This window comes from Streptomyces fumanus (assembly GCF_014655295.1).
Classification (GTDB): Bacteria; Actinomycetota; Actinomycetes; order Streptomycetales; family Streptomycetaceae; genus Streptomyces; species Streptomyces fumanus.
In genome coordinates, this window is the sequence record NZ_BNBI01000001.1 from 43,029 (window position 1) to 57,093 (window position 14,065).

The 14,065-nt window shown below is 72.3% G+C and carries 16 protein-coding genes; 12 read left to right on the top strand and 4 right to left on the bottom strand.

What is annotated here, in order from left to right:
* Positions 1-16 precede the first annotated feature (16 nt).
* Positions 17-721: a DUF4191 domain-containing protein gene (locus IE316_RS00195; RefSeq protein WP_190201995.1), complete on the top strand. Its 705-nt coding sequence runs from the start codon at positions 17-19 to the stop codon at positions 719-721.
* A 96-nt stretch (positions 722-817) separates the two neighbouring features.
* On the opposite strand, the gene IE316_RS00200 is transcribed toward IE316_RS00195, so the two are convergent.
* Entirely contained in the window at positions 818-1,285 is a 468-nt protein-coding gene (locus IE316_RS00200; protein ID WP_190201996.1) for an RDD family protein, read from the bottom strand.
* 209 nt (positions 1,286-1,494) lie between these two features.
* Here IE316_RS00200 and glnA point away from each other — a divergent pair, with 209 nt between their 5' ends.
* Complete coding sequence (gene glnA, locus IE316_RS00205) at positions 1,495-2,904, top strand: type I glutamate--ammonia ligase (RefSeq protein ID WP_190201997.1); 1,410 nt, start codon at positions 1,495-1,497, stop codon at positions 2,902-2,904.
* A 135-nt stretch (positions 2,905-3,039) separates the two neighbouring features.
* Entirely contained in the window at positions 3,040-3,297 is a 258-nt protein-coding gene (locus IE316_RS00210; protein WP_190201998.1) for an SCO2583/SCO2584 N-terminal domain-containing protein, read from the top strand.
* Between the two features lie 42 nt (positions 3,298-3,339).
* On the opposite strand, the gene IE316_RS00215 is transcribed toward IE316_RS00210, so the two are convergent.
* A complete protein-coding gene (locus IE316_RS00215; protein WP_190201999.1) occupies positions 3,340-3,624 on the bottom strand; it encodes a hypothetical protein in 285 nt (94 codons plus the stop codon).
* Between the two features lie 146 nt (positions 3,625-3,770).
* Here IE316_RS00215 and IE316_RS00220 point away from each other — a divergent pair, with 146 nt between their 5' ends.
* Positions 3,771-4,997 (top strand): winged helix DNA-binding domain-containing protein, encoded by a 1,227-nt coding sequence (locus tag IE316_RS00220; protein ID WP_190202709.1) that lies wholly within the window; start codon positions 3,771-3,773, stop codon positions 4,995-4,997.
* Between the two features lie 61 nt (positions 4,998-5,058).
* On the opposite strand, the gene IE316_RS00225 is transcribed toward IE316_RS00220, so the two are convergent.
* Positions 5,059-5,385 (bottom strand): hypothetical protein, encoded by a 327-nt coding sequence (locus tag IE316_RS00225; RefSeq protein ID WP_190202000.1) that lies wholly within the window; start codon positions 5,383-5,385, stop codon positions 5,059-5,061.
* Positions 5,386-5,558: 173 nt separating this feature from the next.
* Between IE316_RS00225 and IE316_RS00230 the strand changes: the two genes are divergently transcribed.
* The 7 genes from IE316_RS00230 (at position 5,559) to IE316_RS00255 (ending at position 11,830) form a co-directional block, all read left to right on the top strand.
* Positions 5,559-5,918, top strand: a complete 360-nt coding sequence (locus tag IE316_RS00230; protein WP_190202001.1) for an arsenate reductase family protein — start codon at positions 5,559-5,561, stop codon at positions 5,916-5,918.
* Positions 5,919-6,242: 324 nt separating this feature from the next.
* Positions 6,243-7,274, top strand: coding sequence for a glutamine synthetase (glnII, locus tag IE316_RS00235; protein WP_190202002.1), 1,032 nt, complete (start codon positions 6,243-6,245; stop codon positions 7,272-7,274).
* A gap of 136 nt (positions 7,275-7,410) precedes the next feature.
* Positions 7,411-7,533: a hypothetical protein gene (locus IE316_RS35855; protein WP_268257621.1), complete on the top strand. Its 123-nt coding sequence runs from the start codon at positions 7,411-7,413 to the stop codon at positions 7,531-7,533.
* A gap of 117 nt (positions 7,534-7,650) precedes the next feature.
* Entirely contained in the window at positions 7,651-8,229 is a 579-nt protein-coding gene (locus IE316_RS00240; protein ID WP_190202003.1) for a winged helix-turn-helix domain-containing protein, read from the top strand.
* A 92-nt stretch (positions 8,230-8,321) separates the two neighbouring features.
* Entirely contained in the window at positions 8,322-9,587 is a 1,266-nt protein-coding gene (locus tag IE316_RS00245; protein ID WP_190202004.1) for a sensor histidine kinase, read from the top strand.
* Positions 9,572-10,228, top strand: a complete 657-nt coding sequence (locus IE316_RS00250) for a response regulator (protein WP_190202005.1) — start codon at positions 9,572-9,574, stop codon at positions 10,226-10,228. Before IE316_RS00245 ends, IE316_RS00250 begins: the two co-directional genes overlap by 16 nt.
* A gap of 117 nt (positions 10,229-10,345) precedes the next feature.
* The gene (locus IE316_RS00255) at positions 10,346-11,830 is read left to right on the top strand and encodes a DUF1996 domain-containing protein (protein WP_190202006.1); all 1,485 of its coding nucleotides are present in this window, start codon (positions 10,346-10,348) and stop codon (positions 11,828-11,830) included.
* A 68-nt stretch (positions 11,831-11,898) separates the two neighbouring features.
* Here IE316_RS00255 and IE316_RS00260 read toward each other — a convergent pair whose 3' ends face one another.
* On the bottom strand, positions 11,899-12,303 hold the full coding sequence (locus tag IE316_RS00260; RefSeq protein ID WP_190202007.1) for a hypothetical protein: 405 nt from the start codon (positions 12,301-12,303) through the stop codon (positions 11,899-11,901).
* A gap of 269 nt (positions 12,304-12,572) precedes the next feature.
* Between IE316_RS00260 and IE316_RS00265 the strand changes: the two genes are divergently transcribed.
* Positions 12,573-14,012 carry a polysaccharide pyruvyl transferase family protein gene (locus IE316_RS00265; protein WP_190202008.1) on the top strand — a complete coding sequence of 480 codons (1,440 nt, stop codon included), beginning with the start codon at positions 12,573-12,575 and terminating at the stop codon, positions 14,010-14,012.
* The last annotated feature ends 53 nt before the right edge of the window (positions 14,013-14,065 follow it).

Consider the following 14,065-nt stretch of genomic DNA (forward strand, 5'->3'; position numbering starts at 1 on the left):
ACGTAGACTTCACCGCATGGCGAGGAAGGACAACGCGGCGGACGCCGCGAACCCCGGGCGACTGAAGCAGATCGCTCTGACCTACAAGATGACCCGCAAGGTCGACAAGAAGATCGGTCTTGTACTCGCGGCTGTCGGCATCATCGTCTTCGGTGTCTTCCTCGCGATCGGTTTCTTGATCGGTCACCCCATCTATCTCGGCATCCTGGGCCTGCTGCTCGCCTTCCTCGCGACGGCGATCGTGTTCGGGCGCCGGGCCGAGCGGGCGGCCTTCGGGCAGATGGAGGGACAGCCGGGCGCCGCCGCGGCGGTCCTGGACAACATCGGCCGGGGCTGGACGACCACCCCCGCGGTGGCCATGAACCGCAACCAGGACGTGGTGCACCGCGCGGTCGGCAAGGCCGGCATCGTGCTGGTCGCGGAGGGCAACCCGAACCGGGTGAAGTCCCTGCTGGCCGCCGAGAAGCGGAAGATGAACCGGATCGTCGCCGACGTCCCCGTGCACGACCTGATCGTGGGCACCGGCGAGGGCCAGGTCGACCTGAAGAAGCTGCGCACCACCATGCTGAAGCTCCCCCGCGTGCTGACCGGCCCGCAGGTCACCGCGACCAACGACCGGCTGCGCGCCCTCGGCGACCTGATGAGCAACATGCCGCTGCCCAAGGGCCCGATGCCCAAGGGCATGCGGATGCCGAAGGGCGGCGGCCAGCGCCCGCGCTGACCCCCCGACCCGATACGCCGATGGGGGCGCCCCGGACCACGAGGTCCCGGGCGCCCCCATCGGCGTATCCGCAGGTGTATACGAGGGGTACGAGCCTCAGATCCGCACCTCGACCGTGCGGGCCAGCCGGTCGTGCAGGCCCCGGCCGTCCCGGTCCCAGATCAGCGCGGGGACCGCGAGGCACAGCAGCGCCGACCGCAGCAGGGCGCGCGGCGGGCTGACCCGGCCGGTGCCCAGCTCGACCACGCGCAGCCCGAGCAGCCGCTTGCCCGGGGTGAAGCCGACGGTGCCGACGGTCAGGACGCTCAGCACGAAGAAGATGAGCAGCGCCCAATTGGAGGTCGCCTGGCCGTAGCCGTCGGTGATCAGGCCGTATGCGATCAGCAGGCACAGCGCCCAGTCGACGGCCAGGGCGCCCAGCTTCCGGCCCGGACCGGCGATCGACCCCGGCCCCTCCTCCGGCAGGCCGAGGCCCTTGCCCCGGTACCCGAAGTCCGCGCCGGCGTCCTCCATGGCCGCCCGGGGCCCGGAGAGCCACGATCCGATTGCTTGCCTCTTGTCCACCCGTACACGGTACTGCGCCCGTTTCGGCCCGGTGTCGACCGGGGTGGCGCGGGGCAACCGGGGAAAGAGCCCGGTTAACTTCTGCGAAACAAATGGGTCACGCCCGAGAAATCACGCGTCCCTAGGGTCGGGGACAGCGTGGGCCACCCGCACTGGTCGCACGAACGATCTACCACCCCGGCGGGACGGTCGGGAGTAGGAGGAGCTGGATGTTCCAGAACGCCGACGAGGCCAAGAAGTTCATCGCGGACGAGGACGTCAAGTTCATCGACGTCCGCTTCTGTGACCTGCCGGGCGTCATGCAGCACTTCACGGTGCCCGCCGAGGCGTTCGACCCGGACGAGGAGCTGGCGTTCGACGGCTCGTCGATCCGCGGTTTCCAGGCCATCCACGAGTCCGACATGGCGCTGCGCGCGGACCTGTCGACCGCCCGGGTCGACCCCTTCCGCCGTGACAAGACGCTGAACGTGAACTTCTTCATCCACGACCCGATCACCGGTGAGCAGTACTCCCGTGACCCGCGGAACGTGGCGAAGAAGGCCGAGGCGTACCTGGCGTCGACCGGCATCGCGGACACCGCGTACTTCGGTCCCGAGGCGGAGTTCTACGTCTTCGACTCGGTGCGCTTCGCCACCACCGCCAACGAGTCCTTCTACCACATCGACTCCGAGGCCGGCGCCTGGAACACCGGCGCGGTGGAGGACAACCGCGGTTACAAGGTCCGCTACAAGGGCGGCTACTTCCCGGTCCCGCCGGTCGACCACTTCGCCGACCTGCGCGCGGAGATCTCCCTGGAGCTGGAGCGGTCCGGCCTGAAGGTCGAGCGCCAGCACCACGAGGTCGGCACGGCCGGCCAGGCGGAGATCAACTACCGCTTCAACACGCTGCTCGCCGCCGCCGACGACCTCCAGCTCTTCAAGTACATCGTGAAGAACGTGGCGTGGAAGAACGGCAAGACGGCCACCTTCATGCCGAAGCCGATCTTCGGTGACAACGGCTCGGGCATGCACGTCCACCAGTCGCTGTGGAGCAACGGCGACCCGCTGTTCTACGACGAGCAGGGCTACGCCGGCCTGTCCGACACCGCCCGCTACTACATCGGCGGCATCCTCAAGCACGCCCCGTCGCTGCTGGCCTTCACCAACCCGACGGTGAACTCCTACCACCGCCTGGTGCCGGGCTTCGAGGCGCCGATCAACCTGGTGTACTCGCAGCGCAACCGCTCCGCCGCGATGCGCATCCCGATCACCGGCTCGAACCCGAAGGCCAAGCGCGTGGAGTTCCGCGCGCCCGACTCCTCCGGCAACCCGTACCTGGCCTTCTCGGCGCTGCTGCTGGCCGGCCTGGACGGCATCAAGAACAAGATCGAGCCGGCCGAGCCGATCGACAAGGACCTCTACGAGCTGGCCCCCGAGGAGCACGCGAACGTCGCGCAGGTCCCGACCTCCCTGGGCGCGGTCCTCGACGCGCTGGAGGCCGACCACGAGTTCCTGCTCCAGGGCGACGTCTTCACGTCCGACCTGATCGAGACGTGGATCGACTTCAAGCGCACCAACGAGATCGCCCCGCTCCAGCTCCGCCCGCACCCGCACGAGTTCGAGCTGTACTTCGACGTGTGACCGGACCCTGAGCCGGACCCGCGGCCTCCGCTTCCCCGCACGGGGAGCGGGGGCCGCTGTCGTCCGTACGCGCGTCCGGGTTTCCTGGTTTACTGGCACGGTTGTTCGACCAGAGGACGGGGGAAGGGACCGGACATGTCCGAACGGGACGACCAGGAGCGGGAGTTCGACCTGAGGTGGGCCGAGGAGGCCGCGCACAAGGAACCCTCCGCCCGCGCCCGGATGCTCGCCGCCCGCTGGAAGGAGAACCCGCCCGCGCCCGTCCCCTTCCGCGCCGACCCCGACCCGGTCCGCCCGCGCCGCTCCTCCTGGGTCTCGACCGCCGTGGTCCTCGGCTGCGTGGCCGGCGTGATCGTCCTGCTGGGGTATCTGGAGTTCCGGGCGCCGTACTGAGCGGGAAGGGGGCGCCCGGTCCGGGACCGGGCGCCCCTCTGCTCACTTGATCTTCTGCCGCTCCTGGCGGCGGGCCTCGAACGGGCGCTCCCGGCGGTAGCGGCGCTCCCAGCGGGCCTGCTGGTCGCGGCGCTCGCGGTAGGCCCGGTACGAGGTCGGCGTACCGCCGCCGGCCGGTGTCCCGGTCGTCGGGGAGGACCCGGCCGAGCGGTCCCGGCCCAGGCGGACGTAGAGGCCGAGCAGCGCGGCGGCGGCGAGCCACCAGATCGGGTCCCCGAACCCCAGGACCACCAGGACGACGGCCCCGGACAGCACGATCGTGACCATGTGACCATCACCTGCCTTCCCTGGACGGTGCGGACAAGGACGCCGGGCCCGGCCCGTTCAGCGTAGGGACGCGCACCGGCGTGACGCACCCGTATTTCCGGGGCGGGGCGGGCGCCCGGGGCCCGTTGTCGGTGCCGTCCGGCACGATGGGCGCACAGGGACGGTCCGACGACGGGACGGAGGCCGGTGTGGGCGGCGGGCAGCGGTACATCGACGTGGCGGAGCGGCGGGCCCGGCTGGGGCTCAGACACCTGCTGGCGCCGGGGGCGCGGGCGGCGCGGCCCGAGCAGGTCGCGGACGCCCTGACGGCGCTGCACGGCACCGACCCGGCCACCGTGCACCTGGCCATAGGCGCCCGGCTGGCGGACCCGGCGGAGACGGTGCGGGCCACCGAGCGCGCGCTGTACGAGGACCGCTCGCTGGTCCGGATGCACGGGATGCGGCACACCGTCTTCGTCTTCCCCGCCGGGCTGACCGCGGTGGTGCACGCCTCCACCGGCCTCGCGGTGGCCGCCCGGGAGCGGGCCGCGCTGCTCAAGGACATGGCGGCGGCCGGGGCGCCGGACGCGGCCTGGCTGAAGGAGGTCGAGGAGTCGGCGCTGGCCGCGCTGGCCCGGCGCGGCCAGGCGACGGCGGCCGAACTGGCCGAGGACGAGCCCCGGTTGCGGGAGCGGTTCGCCTATGCGGCCGGCAAGCGCTACGAGGGCGTGCACACCGTCTCCACCCGGCTGCTGAAGGTGCTCGGCGTGGAGGGCAGGGTGGTGCGCGGCCGGCCGCTGGGATCGTGGACGTCGAGCCAGTTCCGCTGGGCGCTCGCCCCCGCGCACGCCCCGCTGGAACCGGCGGCGGCGCAGGCGGAGTTGCTGCGCCGCTGGCTGACCGCGTGCGGCCCGGCGACCGAGGCCGACCTGAAGTGGTGGACCGGGTGGCGGGTCACCGAGGTGCGGCGGGCGCTCGGCGCGATCGGCGCGCGCCCGGTGACGCTGGACGAGGGCCCGGGGTACGTCGTCGCCGGTGACGACGGCCCGGTCGCGGGGTCCGGGGAGCCCTGGGCGGCGCTGCTGCCGGCCCTGGACCCGACGGCGATGGGCTGGCAGCGGCGGGACTGGTACCTGGCCCCGGAGCTGCGCCCCGCGCTGTTCGACCGCAGCGGCAACGTGGGACCGACGGTGTGGTGGGACGGCCGGGTGATCGGCGGCTGGGCGCAGCGGCCCGGCGGGGAGATCGTCTGGCGGGTCCTGGACCGGACCGGCGTGGGCCGCGAGGCCGAGGCCGCGATCGCCGCGGCGGCGGAGCGGCTGCGGGGCTGGGTGGGCACGGCCCGGGTGACCCCGAGATTCCGGACACCGCTGGAGAAGGAGCTGTCCGCGTAGCGCCGGGTGCCCCCGCGCGCTCGTGCGCGGGGGCACCCGGCGGCCCGGGGCTGACGCCGGTTCAGCGGGAGTAGCGCATCAGCGCGCGCACCATGTGGCAGGTGGTGTCCGACGGGGGATGCACGCCGATGGTCTGCGCGGTGCTGCGGATCGTCTCGTTGCGGGCCTGGCCCGGCAGATAGACACCGGAGTCCAGCAGGGCGATGGCCAGGCGCATGGCCTTGAGCCGGCGGTTGTGCGAGACGTACCACTCGCGGGGGCGGCCCGCGGGCAGCGGGCGCTTCTCCACGGGCGCGTACGGCAGGTCGAGCAGGACGGGCCGCTTGGCGGTGGACTGGGTGGGCGACGGCTTGCGGTTCGGCTTCGGCCGGAGTGCGGCAGCGGGCACGGGCATCCTCCTGTCGCGGTCAGGGCGTCGGCCGGCGACCCCGGCGACACCCTCGAACACTGCTTCTATTTTACTGCCGGGCACTGACAAAAGCCCCTGGCCAGCAGGGCCCTAGGGGGTACCGGGGCGCAGGGGGAGAACGAGTCGCGCGGGTTCCCGGATAGCGTGACGGCATGGAGATCTGGATCAACCCGGCCTGTTCGAAGTGCCGCAGCGCGATCAGCCTGCTCGACGCCGAGGGCGCCGACTACACCGTCCGCCGCTATCTGGAGGACGTGCCCAGCGAGGACGAGATCCGTGCCGTCCTGGACCGGCTCGGCCTGGAACCGTGGGACATCACCCGCACCCAGGAACCGGCCGCGAAGGAACTCGGGCTGAAGGACTGGCCCCGGGACGCCGCGGCGCGCGACCACTGGGTCACCGCGCTCGCCGAGCACCCGAAGCTGATCCAGCGTCCGATCATCACCGCGGACGACGGCACGGCGGTGGTCGCCCGCACCGAGGAGGCGGTCCGGGACGCGCTGTCCCGGTAGCGGCACGGCGGGGGCACGGCGGGGGCACGGCGGGGGCACGGCGGGGGCCCGCTTCCGCATCGCATACGAGACCCCGGCGGGCCCCCCGCCTCCGGAGACGGGGCCGTGCTCCCCGCCTTCGAAGACCGGGCCGTGCTCCCCGCTCCCACCGCCCTCACACCATGTCGTGGGCCACATCATCACCAGGTAACACCGGGTTCACACCTGGGCAATGGCCGGGAAACCGCCTGTTGACAGGCTGCCGGGTATCGAGGCGGTGCTCCGGTGCCGCAGCGCCGCCGCACCCGTGAGCGCGCCCCGACCCACCCCCGAAGGATGTGGCCCGTGACCTTCAAGGCTGAGTACATCTGGATCGACGGCACCGCGCCGACGGCCAAGCTCCGCTCCAAGACCAGGATCATCGCGGGCGCGCCCGCCGGTCTGGACGCGCTGCCGATCTGGGGCTTCGACGGGTCCTCCACCAACCAGGCCGAGGGCCACGCCTCGGACTGCGTGCTCAAGCCGGTCTTCACCTGCCCGGACCCGATCCGCGGCGGCGACGACGTGCTGGTGCTCTGCGAGGTCCTCACCACGGACATGGCCCCGCACCCGACCAACACCCGGGCCGCGCTGGCCGAGGTCGCCGAGCGGTTCGCCGCCCAGGAGCCGATCTTCGGCATCGAGCAGGAGTACACGTTCTTCAAGGACGGCTACCCGCTCGGCTTCCCCAAGGGCGGCTTCCCGGCCCCGCAGGGCGGCTACTACTGCGGTGTCGGCGCCGACGAGATCTTCGGCCGCGAGGTCGTCGAGGCGCACCTCGACAACTGCCTCGCCGCGGGCCTGGCCATCTCCGGCATCAACGCCGAGGTCATGCCCGGCCAGTGGGAGTTCCAGGTCGGCCCCGTGCCCCCGCTGGAGGTCGCCGACCACCTGTGGGTGGCCCGCTGGCTGCTCTACCGCACCGCCGAGGACCACGACATCGCCGCCACCCTCGACCCCAAGCCGGTCAAGGGCGACTGGAACGGCGCGGGCGCGCACACCAACTTCTCCACCAAGGCGATGCGCGAGAGCTACGAGGCGATCATCACCGCCGCCGAGGCGCTCGGCGAGGGCTCCAAGCCGCTGGATCACGTGAAGAACTACGGCGCCGGCATCGACGACCGCCTCACCGGCCTGCACGAGACCGCCCCGTGGAACGAGTACTCCTACGGTGTCTCCGACCGCGGCGCCTCGGTCCGCATCCCCTGGCAGGTCGAGAAGGACGGCAAGGGCTACATCGAGGACCGCCGCCCCAACGCCAACGTCGACCCGTACGTGGTGACGCGGCTGCTCGTCGACACCTGCTGCACCGCGCTGGAGAAGGCCGGCCAGGTCTGAGCCTCCCCGCCACCCGGACACAAGGGGCGTCCACCACCGCGGTGGACGCCCCTTCGCGCGTCCCCCGGGCCTGTCCGGGCGTCCACGCAGTGAGAGGAGGCTGCTGCCGGAGGCCGGTGTCTGTTCTAATGGACGCATGGCCGGCATCCAGAAGCACACCGCGACAGGTCGCCACGACCTTCAGCCGTTCTGGCCGTCCCGTCAGCACCACGACTTCGACCGGGTGTGTTGCCGCGCGCTGACCGCGCGGGCCCGCTGAAGCCGTACCCCGGCCTCCGGGCAGCGCGCACGACGTACGTCCCGCGACGCGCCCGACCACGAACTCGCGCACGTCGCCTTCCCCGACGAACCTCTCGCGCGAAAGAGCTGACCTCTCATGGCGACCACCCGTTCCCTGTCCTCCGCCCCGTCCCTGACCACCTCCCCCGCCGCGCACGGCGCCCGGCACCGGCTCCGGGCCGTCGACCGCGACGAGGTCGTGGACGTGGCGGACCTCCTGCCCCCGGGCGCCACCTGGCTGCCCGCCCCGCAGCACGCCCTGCCCGTCCTGCCGGGGCAGCCGCCGATGATCGGCTACCTGGTGCTGGTCCCCGCCGACCAGCAGTCGCCGTTCCCGCCGGTGGCGGTGGCCGACCACCCGGCGGACCGGGCCGACGCCGGTGACGCGCTGGTGCGGGTGGACACCGTCCGGCGCACCGCCTCGGTCGACGGGCGGCAACTGGATCTGACGTACCTGGAGTTCGAGCTGCTCGCCCATCTCGTCGCCCATCCGCACCGGGTGCACACCCGCGACCAGTTGGTCACCACGGTGTGGGGCTACGGGCACGTGGGCGACGGCCGCACCGTCGACGTGCACATCGCCCGGCTCCGCCGCAAGCTGGGCGCCGAGCACCGGGGTGCCATCCAGACCGTGCGCCGCGTCGGCTACAAGTACACGCCGCCCACCGGGCGTTGAGCCGCGCCCCGGCCGGGGGGTGTACCTGACACCACCCCCGGCCGGGGGCCCGGCCCCGTGACCCGCGCCCGGCGTCCGGCCAGACTGGGCCCATGAGCATCGACGAACGCGACGGCGACCGCGGCCCACGCACCCGGACCGTGGCGGTGGCGGGCGTACGGGGACTGGCGCTGGCCCTGATCAGCCTGCCGGGGGCGGTGGTGTGCTTCGTCCTGGCCGCGGTGTCCATCGCGCTGATCCCGATCGGGGTCGGCCTGGTCACCACCCCCTATGTGCTGACCGGCGTACGGGCCTTCGCGGACCGGCGGCGGGTGCTCGCCGCCGAGTGGGGCGGGGTGCGCATCCCGCGGGCGTACCGGCCGCTGCCGCAGGGCGCCAACCCCTGGGCCCGCACCTTCGGGATGCTCGGCGACCCGGCGACCTGGCGGGATCTGTGCTGGCTGGTGGTGGACATGACGGCGGGCTTCGGCACCGCGCTGCTGCCCGCCGCGCTGCTGCTCTACCCGCTGGAGGGCTTCGCCATCGCCGCCGGACTGTGGCGGGTGCTGCCGGACAGCTACTGGTACGGGTTCGTACGGGTCACCGGGCAGGCGGCCGCGCTGGGCGCCGCCGCGCTGGCGGCCGCGCTGCTGGTGGCGGCGTACCTGCTGGTACCGGCGCTGCTGCGCGGCCACTTCCTGCTCACCCGGGCCGTGCTCGGCTCCGGATCGGGCGAACTCGCCGAGCGGGTCCGGGTGCTGACCGAGACCCGGCGGGACGCGGTGGACACCTCCGCGGCCGAACTGCGCCGGATCGAACGGGACCTGCACGACGGGGCGCAGGCCCGGCTGATCGCCATGGGCATGGACCTGGGCACCGCCGAGGCGCTGCTCGACAAGGACCCGGAGCAGGCCCGGCAGGTGCTGGCGCGGGCCCGCCGGTCCTCCGCCGACGCCCTGGACGAACTGCGGGACCTGGTGCGCGGCATCCACCCGCCGGTCCTCGCCGAACGCGGCCTGGGCGACGCCGTGCGGGCCCTCGCCCTGCGCCTGCCGGTCACCACCGAGGTCACCGTGGAACTGCCCGGCCGGGCCGGAGCGCCGGTGGAGTCGGCCGCGTACTTCGCGGTCAGCGAGGTCCTCACCAACGCCGTGAAGCACTCCGGCGCCGACCGGATCTGGGTCGACCTGCACCACACCGACGGGTTCCTGCGGATCGCGGTCACCGACAACGGCCGGGGCGGGGCGGTGATCGGCGCCGGGTCGGGGCTGTCCGGGGTCGAACGCCGGCTCGGTACATTCGACGGCGTCCTCGCCGTCGGCTCCCCCGCGGGCGGCCCCACCATGGTCACCATGGAGATCCCTTGCGCGTTGTCCTAGCCGAAGACCTCTTCCTGCTGCGCGACGGGCTGGCCCGGCTGCTGGAGGCGCACGGCTTCCAGATCGCCGCGGCCGTCGAGTCCGGCCCCGAGCTGACCCGGGCGCTGGCCGAACTCGACCCGGACGTCGCCGTGGTCGACGTCCGCCTGCCGCCCACGCACACCGACGAGGGCCTGCAGTGCGCGCTGCGGGCCCGCCAGGAGCGGCCCGGGATGCCGGTGCTGGTGCTCTCCCAGCACGTGGAGCAGCTCTACGCGCGGGAACTGCTGGCCGACGGCGGCGGCGGGGTCGGGTACCTGCTGAAGGACCGGGTCTTCGACGCGGACCAGTTCGTGGACGCCGTACGCCGGGTCGCGGCGGGCGGTACGGCGATGGATCCGCAGGTCATCCAGCAGTTGCTAAGCCGGCGCGGGGCGGAGAGCCGGCCGCTGGCGCGGCTGACGCCCCGGGAGCGGGAGGTGCTGGAGCTGATGGCGCAGGGCCGGACCAACGCGGCGATCGCCGGGCGGCTGGTCGTCACCGAGCGCGCGGTCGCCAAGCACACCGCGAACATCTTCGCCAAGCTCGGCCTGGAGGTCTCGGACGACGACAACCGGCGGGTCCTGGCGGTCCTGGCCTACCTCGACCACGGCCGGGAGTGACGCCCCGGCGGCGATCGCCGTGACGGCTGAACACCCGTGGGGCGCCCCGCGTATGGAAGGGCGCCGCTTCACTCCTGTCGGGCGCCTCGCTGCCCGCAAGGAAGTCAGAGGAGTTCCATGGGACGCAACACACGGAAACGCCGTACGTCACCGGTCACCAAGGCCCTGGCCGGGGCGGCGGCCCTGGCGCTCGGCGGGGGCGGGCTGGTCTGGGCCAACTTCTACGCGTCGGCCCATGAGCCGGGCCCGTCGCAGCACCGGACCCGGGCGGCCGGCGCTCAGATCGCCACGATCAAGTGCCCGGACGTCGGCCAGAGACTGCGGAACGTGCCCCGGGGGGCGCGCGCCGGCGTGGACCGGGAGCTGGCGCGACTGGACCAGCAGATCACCGAGGCGTACGCCAGGCTGGCGTCGACCCGCCAGGCGCAGTCCGGCGACCCGGACTTCGTGCGCAACGCGATCCTCGGGCCGCTGAAATCCCAGCGCAGCGCGGCCCTGGAGCGGATCGGGACCGACATCCGCCGGGTGGGCGGCACCGCCCCGAAGGGCCTGGGCCGGTTCGCCGGGTGCAAGGGCATGGGCGCCGGCCGGCCGGACGGCAACGGCGGCGGCCAGAACGGCGGCGGGCAGAACGGCGGCGGGCAGAACCCCGGTGACAACGGAAACGGCAACGGGGCCGCGGGCCCGGTCGCCGGTGACTTCGTCGACATCACCACCGTCGAACCCGGCGCCGGGGGCCTGCCGAACGGGCTGGCCGCCGACGGCGACAGCGGGTCCACGGGCTCGTTCACCACCCGGTGCGGGGTCAACGAGAACAACCTGTTCAACAGCGACAACATCATCGTCGCCCCCGGTGTCGACAACGGCGCCCACCACACCCACGACTACGTCGGCAACCAGGGCAACACCGCCTTCGCCAGCGACCAGGACCTCGCGGGCGCCGCCACCTCCTGCCGGAACCAGGGCGACCGGTCGACGTACTACTGGCCGGTGCTGCGGCTCCAGGACGGCACCGCGGAGTTCGACGCCGGTGACCTCGGCGGCGGTGCCGAGGGCAACGTCGGCAAGATCCTCAAGGCCCGGGAGGCCGAGATCAGGTTCGTCGGGAACAAGCGGGGCGATGTCGTCGCGATGCCGAAGTTCCTGCGGATCATCACCGGCGACGCCAAGGCGTTCACCAACGGCCTGGCCAACGCCAACACCGCGTGGAGCTGCACCGGCTTCGAGGACCGCCGGCTCACCGACAAGTACCCGATCTGCCCGGACGGCAGCCAGGTGGTGCGCACGGCCAACTTCCAGAGCTGCTGGGACGGCCGGAACATCGACAGCGCCAACCACCGCGACCACGTCGCCTTCGTCCGGCCGGACGGGAGCTGCCCGAACGGCTTCCAGGCCATCCCGCAGTTGCAGATCCGCCTGGTGTACGACGTGCCGGCCCCGGCCGTGCGGAACGGACGGGTGCGCAACCCGTACGCGGTGGACGGCTTCCCGGAGCAGTTGCACAAGCCGGTCACCGACCACAACGACTTCATCAACGTCATGGACGAGGAGCTGATGGACGAGGTCGTCCGGTGCGTCAACAGCGGTGCGGACTGCGACTAGTCCGCACCGGCCGTCCCCCCACCCCGGGGCCGGTGGCGGGAGCTTCCGCCACCGGCCCCGCGGGGTCGTCAGCCCTGGTGCCCGGCGTGGTCCGTCCCGTGCCGGGTGCCCTCCTCCAGCGTGCCGCCGAGCCGGTCGCGCAGGCCGGCCACCACGTCCCGGTGGCCGACCGCGACCCACTTGCGGCCGACCAGGTAGTAACCGCCGTAGTCCTTGGCGGTGTCGATCCACTCGCGCTGGCCGCGGTCGGTGGCGAAGGTGGCGAGGACGTACGTCTCCTCGCCGTCGGCGCAGATCGCCTGGCGGATCTCGTCGGCGTCGGTCCGCAGGTCCGGCTCGCACCGCGCCTCGGCGGCCAGGTGCTCCAGGCTGCCCGTGGCCGTCTCCGGCCCGGCCGTCCCGCCGTCCGCGCCGGCCGAGCAGCCTGCCACCAGCACCAGCCCCGCCATGAGCATCGCTCGGGTCACCCTCATCCGCTCCTCCACTCCCCTTCCGGCGGCACACCCCGCCCGGCCCCCGGCAGGGGCCCGCACATGTCGATACGTCCGACGGGCCGCGCGTACTCAAGGGAGGGAAATCGGACGGACAAAAGCGACCGACCGTTCACCGAACGTTCATGCTAGGATCCCCGCTGATGGTCGCAGTAGTTGGGGAATGTTGGACTGTATCCATGCGACTGCCAACACGTTGATTCCGCCTCTGCTCCGTCGCGACTTCTCGTCCACGTCAAGCAGAGGATCACATGAAACGCATCCTGATCCAGGCCGGCAACAACCCGTTCGACGTGCCCTCGGTGGAAAGCACCCTGGTACGCAACAGCATTCGGGGCAACGTCGGAAACCTGATGTACACCAACGCGGCCTACAAGCACCTTTCGGTGCCGGGCCGCACCGAGATACAGGTGGACACCAAGCATTTCCGGGACCTCACCGTCGAGGACGCGGACCGGATCAACGACTCCTGTGACGTGTTCGTCATCCCGATGGCGAACGCCTTCAAGAAGAAGTTCGTACCGCACCTGAACATCCTGGCCGACGTGGTCGGCAGGCTGAAGGTGCCGGTGGTCGTCCTCGGCGTCGGCGCCCAGGCGACCCTGGACAACGACACCTCCTACCTCAGCCCCGTCAACGACGCCGTCAAGCGGTTCATCGGCGCGGTCCTGGACCGCTCCGCCTCCATCGGCGTCCGCGGCGAGTTCACCCAGCGCTACCTCAACGAGCTGGGCTTCCAGGGCGTCGACGTCATCGGCTGCCCCTCCACCTTCCTGCGCGGCCCCGGCTTCCGGATCGACCACACGGCGGGCCGGTCGCTGCCGGACAACCCCCGGATCGCCCTGTCCACCGCGCTGCGGCTGGCCAACTCCGGGCTCGCCTCCAAGCTGAACGCCGCCATCCTGCGGCAGTTCCCGGACCTGACGTACTTCGCGCAGGAGGGCCGGGACCTCCAGACGCTGTTCTGGGGCGACACCTCGATCGCGGCCGGGCAGAGCATGCCGATGCCCGACCTCGCCTCGCACCCGCTGATCCGCTCCGCCGACGTGTGCGTGCCGCTGGAGCCGCACAGTTGGATCGACACGCTGGCCGGCTACGACTTCGCGCTCGGCACCCGCATCCACGGCAACATCGCCGCGCTGGTGGCCGGCACCCCGGCGTTCGTCTTCGCCCACGACTCCCGGACGCTGGAACTCTCCCGCTACCACCACATCCCGCACCGGCCGCTGACCGAGCTGCGCCCGGACACCGAGGTCGCCGACCTCTACGCGGAGACCGATTACACGGCATTCAACGAGCACTACGACGAGGGTTTCCGGCGCCTGCTCGACTTCATGACGAGGAACGGCCTGGAAAACACCTACGAGCACGGTGACGGCGGCGAGGCGTACGACAAGAAGGTCGCCGCCACCGAATTCACCGCGCCCTACCGGCGTCCGGAAACCGTGGACCAGGACGACCTGCTGTTCCGCATCACCCTGCTCCGCGAGCAGAACAAGGACGTCGCCGCGCATGCCGCGCGGGTCGAGAAGAAGGCCGCCGCGCAGGCCGGCCGGATCAGGAAACTGGAAGCGGAACTCGCCGCGGTGAAGAAGGCCACGGAAAAGCGGCTGGCCGCCCTCGAGGCGCGGGCGGCGGACAACCGCCCCGGAAAGGCCGGCCGTCTGATGAAGCGGCTCTCCGCCAAGTAGCGGACCGGCGGACGCGCTCCGGCCCCGCCGCACCGGTTCCTCCGGTGCGGCGG

Bases quoted from the DNA above. Each gene is read 5' to 3' on its own strand.
- IE316_RS00265 (WP_190202008.1), top strand. From the start codon at position 12,573: ATGAAACGCATCCTGATCCAGGCCGGCAACAACCCGTTCGACGTGCCC.
- IE316_RS00260 (WP_190202007.1), bottom strand. From the start codon at position 12,303: ATGAGGGTGACCCGAGCGATGCTCATGGCGGGGCTGGTGCTGGTGGCA.
- glnA (WP_190201997.1), top strand. From the start codon at position 1,495: ATGTTCCAGAACGCCGACGAGGCCAAGAAGTTCATCGCGGACGAGGAC.
- IE316_RS00210 (WP_190201998.1), top strand. From the start codon at position 3,040: ATGTCCGAACGGGACGACCAGGAGCGGGAGTTCGACCTGAGGTGGGCC.
- IE316_RS00245 (WP_190202004.1), top strand. From the start codon at position 8,322: ATGAGCATCGACGAACGCGACGGCGACCGCGGCCCACGCACCCGGACC.
- IE316_RS00255 (WP_190202006.1), top strand. From the start codon at position 10,346: ATGGGACGCAACACACGGAAACGCCGTACGTCACCGGTCACCAAGGCC.
- IE316_RS00230 (WP_190202001.1), top strand. From the start codon at position 5,559: ATGGAGATCTGGATCAACCCGGCCTGTTCGAAGTGCCGCAGCGCGATC.
- IE316_RS00240 (WP_190202003.1), top strand. From the start codon at position 7,651: ATGGCGACCACCCGTTCCCTGTCCTCCGCCCCGTCCCTGACCACCTCC.
- IE316_RS35855 (WP_268257621.1), top strand. From the start codon at position 7,411: ATGGCCGGCATCCAGAAGCACACCGCGACAGGTCGCCACGACCTTCAG.
- IE316_RS00215 (WP_190201999.1), bottom strand. From the start codon at position 3,624: ATGGTCACGATCGTGCTGTCCGGGGCCGTCGTCCTGGTGGTCCTGGGG.
- IE316_RS00220 (WP_190202709.1), top strand. From the start codon at position 3,771: ATGGGCGCACAGGGACGGTCCGACGACGGGACGGAGGCCGGTGTGGGC.
- IE316_RS00195 (WP_190201995.1), top strand. From the start codon at position 17: ATGGCGAGGAAGGACAACGCGGCGGACGCCGCGAACCCCGGGCGACTG.